This is a genomic window from Brevibacterium sp. ACRRH (assembly GCF_022346365.1).
Lineage (GTDB): Bacteria > Actinomycetota > Actinomycetes > Actinomycetales > Brevibacteriaceae > Brevibacterium > Brevibacterium paucivorans.
The window spans coordinates 116,063-133,847 of the sequence record NZ_JAKRMN010000006.1 but is presented as its reverse complement, the minus strand read 5'-3'; the positions used below and the strand labels follow the sequence as shown (position 1 = coordinate 133,847).

At 57.3% G+C, this 17,785-nt stretch carries 16 protein-coding genes and 2 tRNA genes; 8 read left to right on the top strand and 10 right to left on the bottom strand.

Annotated elements, in window-relative coordinates; translation table 11 throughout:
- The first annotated feature begins 42 nt into the window (after positions 1-42).
- Positions 43-2,688, top strand: coding sequence for a valine--tRNA ligase (gene valS, locus MHX53_RS07900; RefSeq protein WP_239272020.1), 2,646 nt, complete (start codon positions 43-45; stop codon positions 2,686-2,688).
- 14 nt (positions 2,689-2,702) lie between these two features.
- Positions 2,703-3,374 (top strand): AIM24 family protein, encoded by a 672-nt coding sequence (locus MHX53_RS07895; RefSeq protein WP_239272018.1) that lies wholly within the window; start codon positions 2,703-2,705, stop codon positions 3,372-3,374.
- 18 nt (positions 3,375-3,392) lie between these two features.
- Here the strand turns inward: MHX53_RS07895 and clpX are convergent, their stop codons facing one another.
- The 5 genes from clpX to MHX53_RS07870 all read right to left on the bottom strand — a co-directional run bounded on the left by clpX (position 3,393) and on the right by MHX53_RS07870 (position 7,978).
- On the bottom strand, positions 3,393-4,652 hold the full coding sequence (clpX, locus tag MHX53_RS07890) for an ATP-dependent Clp protease ATP-binding subunit ClpX (protein WP_239272016.1): 1,260 nt from the start codon (positions 4,650-4,652) through the stop codon (positions 3,393-3,395).
- A 240-nt stretch (positions 4,653-4,892) separates the two neighbouring features.
- Positions 4,893-5,540: an ATP-dependent Clp protease proteolytic subunit gene (locus MHX53_RS07885; RefSeq protein WP_102237812.1), complete on the bottom strand. Its 648-nt coding sequence runs from the start codon at positions 5,538-5,540 to the stop codon at positions 4,893-4,895.
- Positions 5,541-5,552: 12 nt separating this feature from the next.
- Positions 5,553-6,143, bottom strand: a complete 591-nt coding sequence (locus MHX53_RS07880) for an ATP-dependent Clp protease proteolytic subunit (RefSeq protein WP_102238335.1) — start codon at positions 6,141-6,143, stop codon at positions 5,553-5,555.
- A 191-nt stretch (positions 6,144-6,334) separates the two neighbouring features.
- Positions 6,335-7,723, bottom strand: a complete 1,389-nt coding sequence (tig, locus tag MHX53_RS07875) for a trigger factor (RefSeq protein WP_102237811.1) — start codon at positions 7,721-7,723, stop codon at positions 6,335-6,337.
- A 184-nt stretch (positions 7,724-7,907) separates the two neighbouring features.
- A tRNA-Gly gene (locus tag MHX53_RS07870) sits at positions 7,908-7,978 on the bottom strand.
- A gap of 188 nt (positions 7,979-8,166) precedes the next feature.
- Here MHX53_RS07870 and MHX53_RS07865 point away from each other — a divergent pair.
- Positions 8,167-8,240: transfer RNA gene (locus MHX53_RS07865), tRNA-Pro, on the top strand.
- A gap of 76 nt (positions 8,241-8,316) precedes the next feature.
- Here the strand turns inward: MHX53_RS07865 and MHX53_RS07860 are convergent.
- A complete protein-coding gene (locus tag MHX53_RS07860; RefSeq protein WP_204514449.1) occupies positions 8,317-9,192 on the bottom strand; it encodes a hypothetical protein in 876 nt (291 codons plus the stop codon).
- A 73-nt stretch (positions 9,193-9,265) separates the two neighbouring features.
- Between MHX53_RS07860 and MHX53_RS07855 the strand changes: the two genes are divergently transcribed.
- On the top strand, positions 9,266-10,102 hold the full coding sequence (locus MHX53_RS07855; protein ID WP_343212359.1) for a type II CAAX endopeptidase family protein: 837 nt from the start codon (positions 9,266-9,268) through the stop codon (positions 10,100-10,102).
- A gap of 69 nt (positions 10,103-10,171) precedes the next feature.
- Here MHX53_RS07855 and MHX53_RS07850 read toward each other — a convergent pair whose 3' ends face one another.
- Positions 10,172-10,639 (bottom strand): ribose-5-phosphate isomerase, encoded by a 468-nt coding sequence (locus MHX53_RS07850; protein ID WP_239272012.1) that lies wholly within the window; start codon positions 10,637-10,639, stop codon positions 10,172-10,174.
- Between the two features lie 19 nt (positions 10,640-10,658).
- The gene (locus MHX53_RS07845) at positions 10,659-11,264 is read right to left on the bottom strand and encodes a disulfide bond formation protein DsbA (RefSeq protein ID WP_239272010.1); all 606 of its coding nucleotides are present in this window, start codon (positions 11,262-11,264) and stop codon (positions 10,659-10,661) included.
- 101 nt (positions 11,265-11,365) lie between these two features.
- Between MHX53_RS07845 and pepN the strand changes: the two genes are divergently transcribed.
- Genes pepN through MHX53_RS07830 form a run of 3 tightly spaced genes read left to right on the top strand, consistent with a single transcriptional unit; the run spans position 11,366 to position 15,545 of the window.
- On the top strand, positions 11,366-13,981 hold the full coding sequence (pepN, locus tag MHX53_RS07840) for an aminopeptidase N (RefSeq protein WP_239272008.1): 2,616 nt from the start codon (positions 11,366-11,368) through the stop codon (positions 13,979-13,981).
- Positions 13,982-14,004: 23 nt separating this feature from the next.
- On the top strand, positions 14,005-15,048 hold the full coding sequence (locus tag MHX53_RS07835) for a mechanosensitive ion channel family protein (protein ID WP_239272006.1): 1,044 nt from the start codon (positions 14,005-14,007) through the stop codon (positions 15,046-15,048).
- Positions 15,045-15,545: a globin gene (locus tag MHX53_RS07830; protein WP_239272004.1), complete on the top strand. Its 501-nt coding sequence runs from the start codon at positions 15,045-15,047 to the stop codon at positions 15,543-15,545. Before MHX53_RS07835 ends, MHX53_RS07830 begins: the two co-directional genes overlap by 4 nt.
- Here MHX53_RS07830 and MHX53_RS07825 read toward each other — a convergent pair.
- Both MHX53_RS07825 and MHX53_RS07820 read right to left on the bottom strand, forming a co-directional pair.
- The gene (locus MHX53_RS07825) at positions 15,532-16,191 is read right to left on the bottom strand and encodes a hypothetical protein (RefSeq protein WP_239272002.1); all 660 of its coding nucleotides are present in this window, start codon (positions 16,189-16,191) and stop codon (positions 15,532-15,534) included. The genes MHX53_RS07830 and MHX53_RS07825 overlap by 14 nt on opposite strands.
- The gene (locus MHX53_RS07820; RefSeq protein ID WP_204514455.1) at positions 16,192-16,734 is read right to left on the bottom strand and encodes an acyl-CoA thioesterase; all 543 of its coding nucleotides are present in this window, start codon (positions 16,732-16,734) and stop codon (positions 16,192-16,194) included.
- A gap of 145 nt (positions 16,735-16,879) precedes the next feature.
- Here MHX53_RS07820 and MHX53_RS07815 point away from each other — a divergent pair, with 145 nt between their 5' ends.
- Positions 16,880-17,773, top strand: a complete 894-nt coding sequence (locus MHX53_RS07815) for an acyl-CoA thioesterase II (protein WP_239272000.1) — start codon at positions 16,880-16,882, stop codon at positions 17,771-17,773.
- Positions 17,774-17,785 lie beyond the last annotated feature (12 nt).

The following is a 17,785-nucleotide window of genomic DNA, read 5'->3' as shown; positions in this document are numbered from 1 at the left end:
AGATCTTTGGCCTTTGCCCAACCCAGGTGAAAAGATATTGCTATGAATAACGGCCCAAGCACACACGACTCGGTGCACCTTCCAGATAAACCAGCCCTCGAAGGGCTTTCCGAAAAATGGGACGCAAAGTGGGGTGAGGAACAGGTCTACGCGTTCGACCGTAACACCACACGTGAAGAGGTCTACGCGATCGACACTCCCCCACCAACCGCGTCTGGTTCGTTGCACGTGGGCCACGTCTTTAGTTACACGCACACCGACGTCATGGCACGCTACATGCGCATGACCGGCAAGAACGTTTTCTACCCCATGGGATGGGACGACAACGGCCTGCCAACCGAACGTCGCGTACAGAACTACTACGGCGTCAAGTGCGAACCTTCACTGGCCTACGACCCGGACTTCACGCCACCGGAGAAACCTGCGAAGAACCCACGCGACTTTGTGGCAGTTTCTCGCCTCAACTTCATTGAGCTGTGCGAAAAGCTGTCGGCTGAAGACGAGAAGGTTTTCGAGCAGTTGTTCCGCTCGGTTGGGCTGTCCGTCGACTGGAACTATTCGTACCGCACGATCGACGACAAGTCCCGCGCTGTCTCCCAGCGTGCGTTCTTGCACGATTTGAAGGCGGGGCAGGCATACTCACAGGACGCACCCACCATGTGGGATGTGACGTTTGGGACCGCGGTTGCGCAAGCCGAACTCGAGGACCGCGAAAAGGAGGGCGCGTACCACAAGGTCAAGTTCTTCCCCACTGGATCTGACGGTCTGGCCGACACAGCACGTGAGCCGGTTGTCATTCTGACTTCGCGCCCAGAGCTCATTCCTGCAGTTGTGGCGCTTGTGGCCCACCCTGACGATGAGCGTTACCAGGGTCTCTTTGGTTCGACGGTTGTGTCGCCGCTGTTCGGTGTTGAGGTTGAGGTCAAGGCGCACGAACTCGCTAAGTCCGACAAGGGTACGGGTATCGCCATGGTGTGTACGTTTGGTGACCTCACCGACGTCACGTGGTGGCGTGAGTTGGACCTCCCAACGCGTGCCGTGGTGACCCGTGACGGGCGCCTGAGCCGCGAGGTTCCGGAATGGATTGCGAGTTCCGCAAAGGCTGACGCGGCCGACGTGTACGGCAAGCTCGCCGGAAAGACCACCTTCACGGCTCGTAAGGAGATCGCTGAGCTGCTGGAAGAGTCCGGTGACCTCACCGGCCCCATTGAGCAGATCACCCACCCCGTGCCGTTTTATGAAAAGGGTGACAAGCCTCTTGAGGTGGTCACTTCGCGTCAGTGGTACATCCGCAACGGTGGGCGAAGCGCGGAACTCCGTGACGCTCTGATTGCGCGGGGTCGCGAAATCGACTGGCACCCTGCGTTTATGCGTTCGCGTTATGAAAACTGGGTGGAGGGCTTGAGCGGTGACTGGCTGGTGTCACGTCAGCGCTACTTCGGCGTTCCGATTCCGCTGTGGTACCGCCTCGATGAGCAGGGCCAGCCGGATTACGACGACCCGATCGTTCCACACGATGACCAGTTGCCAGTGGACCCACAGGCCCACACACCTGTGGGCTTCACGGATGAGCAGCGCGACCAGCCAGGTGGCTTCACGGGCGACCCAGATGTGCTGGACACATGGGCAACGTCGAGCCTGACACCACAGCTGATTGGTGGATGGTCCACGGACGACGACCTGTTTAACAAGGTTTTCCCGTTCGATCTGCGCCCGCAGGGGCACGACATTATTCGCACGTGGCTCTTCTCCACGGTGGTTCGTGCCAATTCAATTCACGGCTCGATCCCGTGGACGAACACTGCGCTGTCCGGGTGGATTCTGGACCCGGACCGCAAGAAGATGTCCAAGTCCAAGGGCAACGTGGTTGTGCCCAGCGACATCATCGCGGAAACCAAGCCTGGGTTTGGGCCCGACGCGGTTCGTTACTGGGCAGCAAGCGCGCGTTTGGGCGGTGACACCGCATATGACGTGTCGCAAATGCAGATCGGTCGCCGTTTGGCGATGAAGTTGCTGAACGCGTCGAAGTTTGCCTTGGCTCAGGGGGTTCACGCAGGTCACGTCCAGAACTTTGACCACGTGACTCATCCGCTTGACCAGGCGTTGCTGACCAAGTTGCGTGCCACGATCGGGCAGTCGGGTGCGCACTTCGCCGAGTACGACTACGCTCACGCGCTACGTGTCACCGAGTCGTTCTTCTGGGAGTTCACCGACGACTACGTGGAGCTCGTTAAGGACCGGTCATATGGTGCGCAGGGCGAACAGGCTCAGCTGTCGGCCCACGTGACCCTGGCGACCGCACTTGACGCGCTGTTGCGTCTCTTTGCTCCGTTCATGCCGTTCGTCACTGAAGAAGTGTGGTCGTGGTGGCATGACGGATCTATCCACCGAACCACATGGCCAGGTGCCACCGAAATCACGGTCGGTGACACCTCGGGCGTGGACCTTGAAACCATCGCAACGATCCTGGCAGAGGTTCGCCGCGCCAAGACCGAGGCGAAGGTTTCCCAAAAGACCGAGGTCGTCTCAGCGACTCTGCGCGCAACCGCCGCCGTGGTGGCGATGGCAGAGGCCGCGCGGGGCGACTTGGAAGCTGCGGGCCGTATTCGCGAGTGGGAACTCACCGTTGACGACGCGCAGACCGAACCCACTGTCACTGACATCGAGTTCGCTGTCGAAGAAAAATAATCAACGGAGGCACTATGCGTAGTGAACTGTTTGCCGACATCCACCAGGAAAAGAACAACACCGAACGTTGGACTCTGCAGTCCAAGCGAATGTTGCGCACCTACATCACCCCCGACGCGCCTATGGTTGCGACGAAGGGAGCGATGGTTGCATACCAGGGCAATGTGACGTTCCGTCACAAGGGCTCGCGTTCGGTTGGCGAGTTCTTTAAAAAGCAGCTGACCAGCGAAGACACTCCTATGATGAGTGTTGAGGGTCACGGGGAGGTTTTCTACGCGCGGAACGCGGCGAACATCTTCCTCATGCAGCTCGAGGGTGACCAGGATGCGTTGACGGTGAACTCGTCGCAGTTGTTGGCGTTTGATGCGCACCTCAACTGGGATATCAAGCGTATCCGAGGTGGCATGGGTGCGTTGGCGTCTGGGTCGGGGCTGTTCAACATTGAGATGTCGGGGCAAGGTAGCGCCTCGGTGTGCTGTTACGGTGACCCCATGATTCTCGACTGTTCGCAGACTCCAACGTATGTGGACCCGCAGGCTGCGGTGTGCTGGTCAGCGAATCTAGCACCTCAGATTAAGGTGGACGCTTCGGTTGGAACGTTTATTGGGCGTGAGTCTGGAGAGACGATTCAGCTGATGTTCCACGGTCCTGGTTTCGTTGTGGTGCAGCCGGCAGAAACTTACTAGACCGAGGTTGTTTTCGCTTTAGGCCGTCTTTCGGGACGGCCTTTTGCGCGCCTTTTTAGGGACGAGTGTGGGTGCGACGTTGCTGTTGACCACGTCGTGCGTGATGACGACGCGTTCGATATCGTCGCGGCTGGGCAGTTCAAACATGATGGGCTGGAGGACTTCTTCGAGGATTGAACGAAGTCCGCGCGCACCGGTTTCGCGTAGGAGGGCGAGGTCGGCGATAGCCTCGAGTGCTTCGTGTTCAAATTCGAGTTCCACGCCGTCCATGTTGAACATGGCTTGGTACTGCTTGACCAGTGCGTTACGTGGTTCTGTGAGGATCGCGATGAGTGCTTCACGGTCTAGGTTGTCCAGTGTTGCGATCACGGGAACACGGCCGATGAACTCAGGAATGAGACCGAACTTCAGGAGGTCTTCTGGGAGCAGGTCCTCGAAGTGGTTAACGTCGTCTTCCTTGGACTGGATGAGCGCGCCGAACCCGATTCCGTGCTTGCCCTTGCGTGCCGAGATGATCTCTTCGAGGCCAGCGAATGCGCCGGCCACGATGAAGAGTACGTTGGTGGTGTCGAGCTGGATGAACTCTTGGTGTGGGTGCTTGCGACCACCTTGGGGAGGAACGGAGGCCTGGGTTCCTTCCAGGATTTTCAGGAGTGCCTGCTGGACGCCTTCGCCGGATACGTCACGGGTGATGGACGGGTTTTCGGCCTTCCGGGAGATCTTGTCGATCTCGTCAATGTAGATGATGCCGGTTTGGGCGCGTTCGACGTCGAAGTCAGCGGCTTGGAGTAGCTTGAGCAGGATGTTTTCGACGTCTTCACCTACGTATCCGGCTTCGGTGAGTGAAGTGGCGTCGGCGACTGCGAAAGGTACGTTGAGTTTCTTGGCGAGAGTCTGGGCCACGTAGGTTTTGCCGGAACCGGTTGGGCCAACCATGAGGATGTTGGATTTAGCGATTTCGACCTCAGGTTTATCGCCAGACCGCATCGCGTTGATGCGTTTGTAGTGGTTGTACACCGCTACTGAGAGAGCGCGTTTGGCGGATTCTTGGCCTACGACGAAGTCGTTGAGGTGGTCGAAGATGTCCTGTGGCTTGGGGAGTTCGATTGCCTGGTCAGGTTCTTTACCGGCGTTGAGTTCTTCGTCGATGATTTCGTTGCACAGACCGATGCATTCGTCGCAAATGTATACGCCCGAACCCGCAATGAGCTTTCGGACCTGTTTTTGCGTTTTGTCGCAAAAACTACATTTAAGTAAATCTGCACCTGCGCGTGTCACTGTCACAACCTTTCACAGAACTCATACCCAGAGTAGTACGCCCGCTCGCTCCATGCTTGCACAAACGCGCTTAAGCTGGCGGTTTTCCTGTAACGGTGTGTCGCTGGGCTTACTCCAGTTAGATTGCGAAACGGCGCAAAGCGAGCGAAACTGCGCAATATAATGCGCCGTCCTGCTCGCTTTGCGCCGTGTGACCGGCTAGCTTAAGCCAGCTTCGCGTAAACCATTACTTCACAGCCGTTACTTCACACCTTTACGGCTGCTGAGCACCTGGTCTACCAGGCCGTAGCTCTTTGCCTCTTCGGCGGTGAGGAACAGGTCGCGTTCGATGTCGTTCGACACCTCGTCGGCACTCTTGTTCGAGTGCTTAGCGAGCGTCTCCTCAAGCCAGCGACGCATGCGCAAGACCTCGTTCGCCTGAATCTCAAGGTCTGACGCCTGCCCCTGACCTTGCCCCTGCATTGCGGGCTGGTGGATGAGCACACGCGCATTCGGCAGAGCAAGACGCTTTCCAGGCGCACCCGCCGCCAGCAATACCGCCGCAGCAGAGGCCGCCTGCCCCAAGCACACGGTCTGGATTTCTGGCTTGATGTACTGCATAGTGTCGTAGATCGCGGTGAGCGCAGTAAACGACCCACCTGGCGAGTTGATGTATAGCGTGATGTCGCGGTCAGGATCCTGGCTCTCAAGCACAAGCAACTGAGCCATCACGTCATCGGCCGAGGTGTCGTCCACCTGCACGCCCAAGAAGATCACTCGGTCTTCAAACAGTTTGGTGTATGGGTCCTGGCGCTTGAAACCGTACGGCGTACGCTCTTCGAACTGAGGCATCACGTAGCGCGACGTCGGCAAGTTTCCAGCGGTTGCCCATGGGTCAATGTGTGTCATGAAAGTCTCCGATCAGTTGGATGCAGCTGCTGGAACATCGGCAGCGTGGGTCACCACTTTGTCGATGAAGCCGTAGTCCAGGGCTTCATCTGCAGTGAACCAGTGGTCACGGTCGTTGTCCTTGAGGATCTGCTCAACCGTCTTACCCGTCTGGTCTGCGGTGATCTGTGCCATCTGACGCTTCATGTGAAGAATCAGTTCGGCCTGGATTTTAATGTCGGTCGCAGTACCGCCGATTCCACCCAGTGGCTGGTGCATGAGAATACGAGCGTGCGGGGTCGCAAAGCGCTTGCCCTTAGCACCGGAGGACAGGAGGAACTGACCCATCGACGCGGCCATTCCCATTGCGACGGTTCCCACGTCGGGCTTGATGTACTGCATGGTGTCGTAGATCGCCATGCCGGCGGTCACGGACCCACCTGGAGAGTTGATGTACAACCAAATGTCTTTTTCAGGGTCCTCAGCTGCCAGGAGCATCATCTGCGCGCAGATAGCGTTTGCGTTGGAGTCACGCACTTCGGAACCCAGCCAGATGATCCGTTCTTTGAGCAGACGGTTGTAGATGTGGTCGTCCAGGCCCATGCCGGAGCCTGGGACATCCATTGTCCATTCGTGGTTCGTCACGTTTCACTCCTGTAATAGAGGTAATTTCTACGAACTTTAACCCGCTTGCGGCCAGTTTTAGTCCCAGTACGCCCGTTGTTCGCCATCAGCGTGAAAGAGTCAGCCGAGGTGGGATATAGAAAAGCCCGCCTCGCACCGGGTGTGCGTGGCGGGCTTTGTGGCAGTGGCGACTACTTGTCGGTCTCCTCTGCCGTTTTTTCTTCTGTGCTTTCAGCAGCTTCTGCTTCTTCAACAGCTTCTTCTGCTTCGGCTTCAGCTTCTACAACTTCTTCTTCGTCAGCGGCTGGGGTGGTGAAGGCAGTCATGTCGACCTCGTTGCCTTCGGTGTCCACAACCTTGGCTTCCGACAGAACGCTTGCGAGACCCTTGCGACGTGCAACGTCGGCCTGCAGGGCCATAACCTGTCCCTGCGATCCGAGTGCCTGCATGAAGTCCTGCGGGCTCATGCCGTACTGTTGCGATGCGGTCATGATGTACTCGATGAGTTCCTGCTGCGAAACCTCGATCGACTCAGCCTTCACAATGGCGTCGAGAATGAACTGCGTACGCATGGTGCGCTCAGTTTCTTCCGTGACTTCCTTGCGGTGCTCGTCGTCTTCCGTGCGGTTTTCGTTTTCCAAGTGACGGTTGACTTCAGCTTCAACGAGCTTGGCCGGCACAGGAACGTCGACCTTTTCGAGGAGAGCTTCCAGGACCTTGTCGCGTGCCTCAACGCCCTGTTCAAGTTCCTTGTTGCGCTTGGCAGTTTCTTTCAGGTCCTCGCGGAGCTCTTCCATGGTGTCGAACTCTGAGGCCATCTGTGCGAAGTCGTCGTCGGCCTCGGCAAGCTCACGTTCCTTAACGGACTTGAGGGTGATCTTGACGAGAGCGTCCTTACCTTCGTGTTCGCCACCTGCGAGCTGGGTTTCGAAGCTGGTTTCTTCACCTTCGGACAGGCCTTCGAGTGCTTCGTCCATGCCCTTGAGCATGGTGCCGGAGCCAACCTGGTAGGACACGTCGTTTGCGGAGTCCACTTCTTCGTCGTCGACGAGAGCAACCAGGTCCAGCGTCACGAAGTCGTCGTTTGCGGCTGGGCGGTCTACTGCGTTGAGGGTGCCGAAACGGCTACGCAGCGCATCGAGCTCTGCTTCTACGTCTTCGTCAGTGACCTCGATGGGTTCAACTTCAACGCTGATGTCGGAGTATGCAGGCAGTTCAACCTCTGGCACGCAGTCCACTTCAACGGTGAACTTCAGTTCGCCTTCGTCTTTTCCGTCCAAGCCAGGGACTTCCGATACCTCTACTTCAGGCTGGCCCAGTGGCTCTACGTTGTTTTCTTCAACTGCACGACGGAAGAATCCATCGAGGCTGTTGTTGACTGCTTCCTGCATGACAACTGGGCGGCCAACACGGTGGTCGATCAGCTTCGCAGGCACGTTACCGCGACGGAATCCGGGCACGTTGATCTGACGAGCGATCTGCTTGTAGGCCTCGTCGATGCTCGGCTTGAGTTCGGCAAACGGTACTTCAACGCTGAGCTTGACCCGTGTTGGGTCGAGTTTCTCGACGGAGCTCTTCACTTTTTACCTCTCGTTAAAACTTACGCGGGCAATACTCCCGCAGAACACAACTGACCATTCTAATGGTTTATCTACGCTTTACGCACATCGGAAACGCCTGTAGCCCTGTGGGTTCAGCAGGATTCTGCGCAAAGCAAAAGTCCCGAGGCTCTGTTCGAAACAGTGCCTCGGGACTTCACATCCGAGGGGATGACGGGAATCGAACCCGCACTATCAGTTTGGAAGACTGAGGCTCTACCATTGAGCTACATCCCCGAGCGCTCAACCAACTCTAGTACACCGCTCGCCAAAAACCAAATCCTGGCCACAAAAATACGTTTCCGCAGGTCAGAGCACTTACCTGGCACCCACCTCGGGACTTCCACCGAAGAGACCCACCCATCCGCCACGCCGGAATTTGCTTTCGCCGATTTATGGGATATGCTTTTCAAGTTGTCTAAACACGGGGTGTGGCGCAGCTTGGTAGCGCATTCGCTTTGGGAGCGAAGGGTCGCAGGTTCAAATCCTGTCACCCCGACAACACACAGAAAGTCCCGGAACACGTGTTCCGGGACTTTTTCGTTAAAGTCACCTTGGTCGCTACCGGTTACTAACTACCCAAACAACTTCGGCGGAATGATTTCCGACTTCGCGACAGCCGTGGCCCACAACGTCGCCAAACCTTGCAAGTCAGACACCTGTTCATCCGACAGCGCATCCCACGTACTTGCCACACCCATGTCGGTGAGAGCTTCAACATGCGCCCGCAGCTTGACACCCTCCTCCGTCAATGTCGCCTCATCATCCGCGCTGGTAAGGAAACCGGCCATCGCTAACTTTTCTGCCACCTCGGCCCATTCTTCTGACGTCCACCCACGCATCTTTCGCATGTAATACGGAGCAAAGGACTTACCCGTGGCAGAGTCCAAAACGATCGACTCCACACTCCCAACGCCCGTGGCAACGAGGGCTGCCAGGTGAGCGTCACCTCGGAACTCACGCAACAAGGTGATGTCCCACCACAGTTGCACCAACTCACCAGCGTCATCACCAGCCGACTTTCGCGCATTCACATGCGCCGCATACAACGGCTTCCCGCACACGTCACTTGCCTCAAGAACAGGGGCGAGCGCCCGGCGAATGTGCGGAATGGACTCCAGTAGTTCGCTACCACCTGGCCCCGCTACCAACTTTTCGACAATCTTTTCCGCGGCACGCACTCGGGTCGCGTGGATCTCCTCCGGCGCCGCCTGTTCCCAGCACGCGGGAACGTGGGCAGAAACATAAGCGGGAGCAAAACTGTAAAAGGTCGCGGTCACCAGTTCAGCGCTAGCTTGCCCCAATGGCGCCGCACGTTGCGCAAGGTACTGCGCGTCACGCTCCACACCAAGCGCATCAAGTTCAGCCACCATTTCTTGCGCGAAATATGAAGCAGAGTGCACAGTGTCGAGTCGCTTTGTCGTGGAACGAATCACCTTTGATCGTGTCATACAGATCACACTACACGCGTTCATGTGGACGCGCGGCCTGATTCACCTCGCAACCTTGGGTATTGTCCACAGTGTGACGAACCCACATGCGACGAACCCGCCCAGTTTCACGCGAACGGACCTGGCAAAGTACGCAGCTGTTGCCCTGTTGGCCGGTTCGGCTGTCATGCTTTTTGGCCTGTATGACCAGCCTCTGCGCGTCTGGGGATTCGCCGCCTTGGCAGCCTCAGTGGCGCTGTCATGGTGCGCAGACAAGCCGTTTGCCAAGGACATCTTGCTGATAGCCCTGGGTTTGGGCATTCTGCGCACGATCTCCCTCGAGGCCGACATCTCATGGCCCAACATGTTCCTTATGGGCGCAGTCCTCGGCGCCTCGGTATTCGTGCCGTACGCATTGAGCCGGTGGGTGTACCGCGATCACGCCATCCGCTTCCCTACCCGAAAGGGTCGAAAGTGGTCGCGTTTGGAATTCGGGTGGCTGACTTTCGTAGTGATCGTGGGCTGGTTGGTCCTCCCCCGCTACTTCTTTTATTCCGGCGCGTATCTCAACTGGCCGGCCGTGGTCACCCCCAGCGAAATCTCCCGCCTGTTCATTGGGGTGAACGCCGTTGGCATTTGGGACGAGCTGTTCTTCATCTGCACGGTCTTCACCCTTTTGCACCGACACTTTTCGTTTTGGCCGGCAAACATCGTCACGTCGATTATTTTCGTGTCGTTCCTGTGGGAGTTGGGTTACCGGTCGTGGGCCCCGCTCATCACGATCCCGTTCGCCCTGGTCCAGGCCGTCATCTTCACGCGCACCAAGTCGCTTCCGTACACGGTGACCGTACACCTGCTCTTTGATGCGGTCGTATTCCTGTCGATTGTGCATGCCCACCATCCGCAGGCGTTGCCTATTTTTTGGTATTAAAAGGCCGAGGTGCCCCCCAACAGATCTGTGGGAACCACCTCGGCGGGGGTGCGGGTTGGGGTGCGAGTCTTAGACGCGCCCGGACTCCTCAAACTCACTCATGATTCCAATGCGGCGCACGTGGCGGTCGTCGTTGGAAAATGGGGTGCGGATGAACGCGTCAACGATGCTGATCGCTTCGTCTTCGCTGTGCTGACGGGCACCCACGGAGACCAGCCATGCGTCGTTGTGTTCGCGGGCAAGGCGGGAAATCTCGGGATTCCACGACAGCGCGCAACGGGCCCCTTTCACTTTGTTGGCAGCCATCTGTTCGCCGTTTCCTGACCCACCGATGACAACTCCCAGCGAGTCCAATCCTTCTGCCCGGTCGGCCACGACACCTTGTGCGGCCGCGATGCAGAATGCTGGGTAGTCGTCGAGCGCGTCGTATTCGTGGGCACCGTGGTCCACAACTTCGTAACCGTTGTCTTCGAGGTGCTTCTTGAGTGTCTCTTTAAATTCGAATCCGGCGTGGTCAGTTCCAAGGTGGATTTTCATAAGCGTCCCTTCGTGTGTGTTAGTCGAACTGCGGGCCAACGGTGCGCGTGCGCTTGATTTCGTAGAATCCGGGGGTGCTTGCTACCAGGAGTGTGCCGTCATACAGCTTCCCTGCGTCTTCGCCCTTGGGGGCAGGCGTGACGACGGGCCCAAAGAACGCCACGTCGCCCACTGCGATCACGGGTGTACCCACGTCTTCGCCTACCAGCGAAATTCCCTCGTTGTGCGAGGCGCGCAGGGCGTCGTCGTACGTGTCCGTGTGCGCGGCATCCGCCAGTGACTCCGGCAGGCCTACCTCGGCAAGCGACTCGTTGATCACCTGGTCAAAGTCTTTATTACCGCCGAGGTGGATGCGAGTTCCCATGGCCGTATAGAGGTCTGCGATGACCGAGTTTCCGTAGTCCTGGGCTGCGGCAATGATGACGCGGACCGGGCCCCACGCCTTGTCCATGAGCTCGACATATTCCGGGTCGAGGTCGCGTCCTTCGTTGAGGACGGACAGGCTCATCACGTGGAACTGGACTTCGACGTCGCGCACTTTTTCGACTTCCAACGCCCATCGCGACGTCATCCATGCCCACGGGCACGTAGGGTCAAACCACAAGTGGAGGGTTTCTTTCGCCATTCTGCATCACCTTTCGCGTGTGAGAAGTTCGCGTTAAAAAACTGTGTCAGTCCCCCGTGATTGAATGGGAGAACATCGATCTTCTGACGTTAGGAGCCTACGTGTCTCAACTGAACCTCACCCGTGACGATGCTCGCACGCGTGCGCAACTGATCAACGTTGACTCCTATGACATCACTCTAGTTCTTGATGGTCACGGTGACACGTTTCGGACCATCACAACTGTGAGGTTTTCAGCTCAAGACGGCACCGATTCGTTCATTGACGCAATCACCGACACCGTGACTTCTGTTGTTCTCAACGGTGAAGAACTCGATGTCTCGCAGGTTGTCTCTGAAGGGCGGATTGCGCTCCCTGGCTTGGCAAAAGACAACGTTCTCACCATCGACGCCACGTTCTTCTACATGAACACCGGCGAAGGTCTTCACCGGTTTGTCGACCCTGTTGACAATGAAACGTATCTGTACTCGCAGTTCGAAGTACCAGACTCCCGTCGCGTCTTCCCTGTTTTTGAACAGCCTGACATGAAGGCCACGTTTGCGTTCAACGTCATCGCTCCCAAACATTGGGAAGTTTTCTCAAACTCACCCACGCCACATCCGCACGACCTCGGCGAGTTCGCAGACCTTGCCGAGTCGCAAAAGTCAGCCGTGTGGCAGTTCGCTCCCACTCCCCCGATTTCGAGCTACATCACCGCGATTGTGGCCGGTCCATACACTGGCGTTCGTGACTCGCTTGTGAGCAGTGACGGTGAAACTGTGCCTTTGGGAGTTTTCTGTCGTGCTTCGCTGGCGTCGCACTTGGACGCCCACAACATCATTGAAACGACCAAGGCCGGGTTCGCGTTCTTCGAAGAACACTTCCAGACGCCGTATCCGTTTGAAAAATACGATCAGATTTTCGTTCCAGAGTTCAACGCAGGCGCCATGGAAAACGCCGGATGCGTGACGTTTGTCGAATCCTATGTCTTCCGTTCGCGTGCAACAGAAGCCACCGTTGAACGTCGCGACGTGACAATTCTCCACGAACTTGCACACATGTGGTTTGGCGACCTGGTGACTATGAAGTGGTGGAACGACCTGTGGCTGAACGAATCGTTTGCTGAGTTTATGTCCACGCTGGCAACGGCTGAAGCAACCCGTTTCAGTGACGCTTGGACCACATTCGCGACTTTGGAGAAGGCGTGGGCTTACCGACAAGACCAGCTTCCCAGCACGCACCCCATCGAAGCTGATATCGCAGATCTTCACGATGTCGAAGTGAACTTTGACGGCATCACGTACGCGAAAGGCGCCTCTGTGCTCAAACAGTTGGTTGCGTACGTGGGTCGCGAGAACTTCTTCACTGGCTTGAAAGCCTACTTCGACACCCATGCGTGGAAGAACACTGAACTGCGTGATCTTTTGGTTGAGCTTGAAGAAGCGTCGGGACGTGACCTCGACGAATGGGTGCGTGTGTGGTTACAAGAGTCAGGTGTCAACCTCCTCACACCCGAACTGAAGGTTTCCGACGGGGTTCTCACTGAGCTTCTGATTCACCAAGAACCGTGGGTGATTGAACGGCAGCCAACACCGTCCTTGCGCCCCCACCGGTTGGCTGTAGGTTTGTACTCCTTAAAGGGTGACAAACTTGTGCGTACAGAGCTCATTCACCTCGACGTCAACCAGGCAGTGACATCTGTTCCACTGCCACCTGACACTCCCAAGCCTGACCTCGTCTTGGTCAATGACACTGACCTCACGTACGCAAAGATTCGTTTCGACGACGCAAGCCTGGAAACTGCGCTTGCACACTTGTCAGGCATTGATGACTCACTGGCCCAGCTCTTGGTTCTTTCGACCGTGTGGGATATGGTGCGCGATGCTGAGCTTCCGCTCGCGAGGTACATCGAACTGCTCGAGGCAAATATTGACGCAGTGACCCATTCGACCGGGTTGACCGTTCAAATCCGTCAGCTTAAAACCGCAGTTGAGAGCTTTACGTCACCGCAAGAACGCGCTGAGCTTTCTGCTCGCGTTGCCGACTTCTTGTGGGAAGCCACGCTCAGGTCCCCGGAAAACAGCGACCAGCAGTTCCAACTGTTTAAGGCTTTTGTCACGCACGCGACTACCCCGGAACAACTTGATCGTCTCGAGGGTATCCACACCGGTAATCTTGATGCTCCTGACGGAATCACGATCGACAAGGACCTGGCATGGGGCATCGTGTCGTACTTGGCCCTCCACGATCGAATCAGCGATCAAGACATCGACGCGCTCATGAACGAGGACAACACCGCCTCCGGTATTCGGTTCGCTCACGTAGCACGTAGCGCACGCTGTACCACCAACAGCAAGAAGCGCGCTTACGACCTGGCTACCGGTGACACGTCGCTCCCGAACGCCGTCATCACTGCTGTGACAAGTGGTTTCTCCATGGGTATTGAACAGGCTGACGGAACACTCATTGACAGCGGTGACGAAAACAGCTTCGCCGACCTCTTCTATGCACACGTCGAAGACTGGTGGAATACCCGCACACTTGAAATCGCCCAGACGCTCACGCTCCGTTTGCACCCGCCAGCATCACGCGCGACTGCCTCACGCACTCGCGAATGGCTGGAAACACACCCCGACGCGCACAAGGGAGCTCGTCGTATCATGCACGAACTACTCGACGTCACCGAGCGCTCTCTGAGAGTTCGTGAAACCTCTCAGTCGCACTCGAGGGACGCCTGATTGAAAGTCCAGGTTCAGTGTCTATGGTTGAACAACGTATGTGTTACTTACTTGCTGCTTCAACACCCCAGCCCACTCCCATTTCCGACACGGTGAATCGTGCTGCCGAAGGTGTCGACAAGTGGTGGACCTTCTTGATCGGAGCGCCACTCCGCATCGCCATCTTGGTGGTACTTGCCATCGTTGTGACGTTCGTGGTGCGCTTTGTCATTCGAAAGTTTGCGCGCAAGATCGCAGAAGGAACCACGGCTGTTTCTTCGCGTCGCTTTGGTGGGGACGCTCGCGACCGTGTCATCAAGACCGACCCGGCTTCGGTAGAACGCCGCGGACAACGTGCTCGAACAGTCGGCTCGCTACTATCCTCGATCGCCGCCATCATCATCTTCGTGATCATGGCCCTCATGATCATGCAGGAACTGGGCTACAACCCAGCTCCGATCCTGGCATCGGCAGGTGTCGCTGGTGTCGCAATTGGTTTTGGCGCACAGTCATTGGTCCGCGATTACCTTTCCGGTTTCTTTATCGTTGCCGAGGATCAGTACGGGATTGGCGACACCGTGGACCTGGGTGAGGCCGTGGGAGTCGTCGAAGACGTAGGTCTACGCTCCACTAAAGTCCGTGGGATCGACGGGACACTCTGGCACATTCCTAACGGCGAGATTCTGCGCGTCGGTAACCAATCGCAAGGATGGGCACGGGCAGTTATGGACCTTCCAGTCCCCTACGATGCCGATCAAAAAGTCGTCGACGCAGCCATTCACGCAGCAGTCGAATCGATGCGCAACAAACCTGACCTAGCGCCTTCCATCCTGGAAGATCCAGAGATCTGGGGTGTTCAAGAAATCAGCGGAAACGCCGTCACGATCCGTACCGTCATCAAAACCAAGCCCAATGAACAGTGGGGTGTAGCGCGCGCGTTCCGAGCGGAGATCCAGCGCGAACTGCGCAAACGTGGAATCACCATCGCCATTCCAGCGCAGTCGCTCATCGGCACCGTGCCCGGGCCACAGACACACACAGCCACAACCACCTCGGACAGCACCGAAAACAAGGACAGTGACTCATGACCACACCGCAACGCCCGGACAGCGTGTTCGCCGCCGTGGGTGGCCACGCCACGTTCACCACGCTTGTCGACGCGTTTTACGCATCAGTCGCTGAGGACGAATTCCTCATCAGCATGTACCCCGAAGGGCATGAGCTCGACGGCGCAAAGCACCGGCTTCAGACGTTCCTCGAGCAGTACTTCGGCGGCCCCACCACGTATCAGGAAGAGCGCGGTCACCCACGTTTACGCATGCGCCACAACCCGTACCCGGTTGATTCAAAAGCCAGAGACCACTGGCTCCACCACATGCGCAAAGCACTGGACACGGTCAAACTTCCGCCTATGTACGACCAGCTCATGTGGGACTACTTTGAACGCGCCGCCGCAGCCATGATCAATACGCCAGACCCGCTAGACGGTCGCACCCGTTTGGACATCAGGGCTGGCTCGTCGACCCCACACGACTATCCGGCCCCACCTCTACAAGGCCAGCCGGACCCCACTACACACGAGTAAGCACGTGGCCGTGAGGCGCAGACAGACGCAACCACTGAGGTGCTGCGAAAACCTTCACCGGGCGTGAAACCCGCAGAAAACCACACGCGTCCATCGCAAACGCCAACCCTGCCGGTACAGGCGACTTCACCGCGTCACTGATACCTTCGATCGGTCGCTTCCACACGGCGGTGCGCAGTGCGCTCACGGCGTGAGCGCCCGCACCTTCGGGAACACCCTCGGTAATTTCCTTAACCCCAGCATCGGCGACGTCGCGCAGGGACTCAGCGTCGACCTCGGCGACGGGAGCCCAACCCGTACGCGGTGGCGCGATACCCGTCCACGACTTTTGCACTCGCTGCGGAGGCACCCGCAACTCCAAAGAGTCAGTCTTCGATGAACGCACCAACCTGTCGACAACAGCGCTAGCTGGCACGACCTCGTCGATATTGCCATCTGCGCACGACACAATCGGAACCATGCGCATGGCCAGGGCCAGAGGCATGTCATCGCCCAGGCCCACCGGAAACAGAGGCGCAGTGGAAATAACCGCGACCGTACCGTGAACCGTAATGCGCACTGCCGCATCTTCGTCGATACGCAAAACCCTCGACAAGTACTGGTTGAGGTCAGCAAGAACCTCGGAACTTGGCAACTCGATGCTCATTTATTTCCGCCTTCGCATAGGTGGTCCAGGATTCACGACCGAGCGCAGGGCCTGCGCGTGCTCCTCTTGCAAACGCTGAGCACGCCCGCTCTCACGGTCGACAAAAACAACATCCGTTTCGGCGACGGTGTACGCCTTCGACCCATCCGGTTCTGCAATCACATATCCAACAGTCATGACAACGGGGGCCACTTTGCTGATCACCGTGTCAATCGCCACCGGGCCTTCGCGATACGGAATAGGCGCACGGTACTCAATCGCGTGGGAAGCCACCAAAATGTCGTGGGTGTGCGCAACCTCGGCAAACACCGGAGGGATCTCGAGCCCCACACACGATGGCACCGTTCCGTGCGGGCCAGGAACAACAGCGGCATCCCTATCAGCTGTCGGGGAACCAAATGCGCGAACTCGAGCTTCTTCCAGAAGTCGCATCTGCGTGACGTTGTTGATGTGCCCATATGCATCCATGTCACCCCAGCGCAACTCAAGAAGAACACGGGTAAACTCGCCCGTCAGCAGTGGGTTTACTAATTGGAATGCCATAGCACTATCTTGCCACCTGTGTTATGCGAACCACAGCATAAACATTGTTGGACTGCGCACAGTTAGTGTTCGATTCCGCACATTAACACGAACAATCGCGGAGCCTGTTTCCTGTACAGACCGCTGTGACACTAGGATTCACAGCATGAAGGTTCAAATGGAAGAAAACGTGAGTGAACTTATGCAGGTGCTCAGCCTCGAAAGAGTCGACGGCCCGGCACCCGGCGGTGAAACTCACTGTTTCAAAGCGTGGAATCAGAAGAAGCCAGGCGGTCGGCTGTTCGGTGGACAGGTTCTTGCGCAGTGCGTAGCGGCGACGTCCCAAACCATGAGCGAAGACCGATTCATCCACTCGATTCACGGCTACTTTTTACGCGCCGGACGCGATGATACGGACTTGTTCCTGGGCGTCGAGAACTTGCGCGACGGAGGATCCTTTTCGACTCGCCGCGTGCAGGCCTATCAGAACGGGGTGCCCATTTTCTCGGCGATTGCGTCGTTCCAAACCAAACAGGACGGCCTTGAACACTCAAACGCGTTCCCTGATGACATTCCAGGTCCCGAAGAACTGCAGGATCTGAACGAAATTCTAGGCGAAACCAACAACGCGTTGATCAAGAACTGGATTGCGCGCCGGCCGTTCGACATCCGCCCGGTGGATCCGGAGCTTTACACTGGGTTCTCCGGAGCAAAAACCTCGCACACTCGCTATTGGCTACGGGCTATTGCTCCTCTGAGCACCAACCGCGTTATCAATGCCGCGACCGCAGCATACGCCAGTGACTACAGCCTGCTGGAATCGATTCTGCGACGCCACGGGCTCAGCTGGTCGGACCCGCGTTTACGCATGGCCAGCCTCGACCACGCCATGTGGTGGCACCGCCCCATCAACCTCAACGAATGGCACCTCATTGACTACCGGTCCCCCGCAGCAGAAGGTGGCCGAGGTCTGGGTATGGGAAGCATCTTCACCCACAGTGGGGATCTGGTTGCCTCCGTTGCCCAGCAGGGCATGGTGCGTGTAAAAGAAAGTCAGTAAATACATGTGTGG

What these genes read in the sequence shown, in the direction of transcription:
- MHX53_RS07825 (WP_239272002.1), bottom strand. Translation starts at nt 16,191, where the DNA reads ATGAGCATCGAGTTGCCAAGTTCCGAGGTTCTTGCTGACCTCAACCAG.
- MHX53_RS07830 (WP_239272004.1), top strand. Translation starts at nt 15,045, where the DNA reads ATGACCACACCGCAACGCCCGGACAGCGTGTTCGCCGCCGTGGGTGGC.
- MHX53_RS07880 (WP_102238335.1), bottom strand. Translation starts at nt 6,143, where the DNA reads ATGGATGTCCCAGGCTCCGGCATGGGCCTGGACGACCACATCTACAAC.
- valS (WP_239272020.1), top strand. Translation starts at nt 43, where the DNA reads ATGAATAACGGCCCAAGCACACACGACTCGGTGCACCTTCCAGATAAA.
- MHX53_RS07845 (WP_239272010.1), bottom strand. Translation starts at nt 11,264, where the DNA reads ATGGCGAAAGAAACCCTCCACTTGTGGTTTGACCCTACGTGCCCGTGG.
- MHX53_RS07835 (WP_239272006.1), top strand. Translation starts at nt 14,005, where the DNA reads ATGGTTGAACAACGTATGTGTTACTTACTTGCTGCTTCAACACCCCAG.
- MHX53_RS07850 (WP_239272012.1), bottom strand. Translation starts at nt 10,639, where the DNA reads ATGAAAATCCACCTTGGAACTGACCACGCCGGATTCGAATTTAAAGAG.
- MHX53_RS07895 (WP_239272018.1), top strand. Translation starts at nt 2,703, where the DNA reads ATGCGTAGTGAACTGTTTGCCGACATCCACCAGGAAAAGAACAACACC.
- MHX53_RS07860 (WP_204514449.1), bottom strand. Translation starts at nt 9,192, where the DNA reads ATGACACGATCAAAGGTGATTCGTTCCACGACAAAGCGACTCGACACT.
- MHX53_RS07885 (WP_102237812.1), bottom strand. Translation starts at nt 5,540, where the DNA reads ATGACACACATTGACCCATGGGCAACCGCTGGAAACTTGCCGACGTCG.
- MHX53_RS07820 (WP_204514455.1), bottom strand. Translation starts at nt 16,734, where the DNA reads ATGGCATTCCAATTAGTAAACCCACTGCTGACGGGCGAGTTTACCCGT.
- MHX53_RS07815 (WP_239272000.1), top strand. Translation starts at nt 16,880, where the DNA reads ATGAAGGTTCAAATGGAAGAAAACGTGAGTGAACTTATGCAGGTGCTC.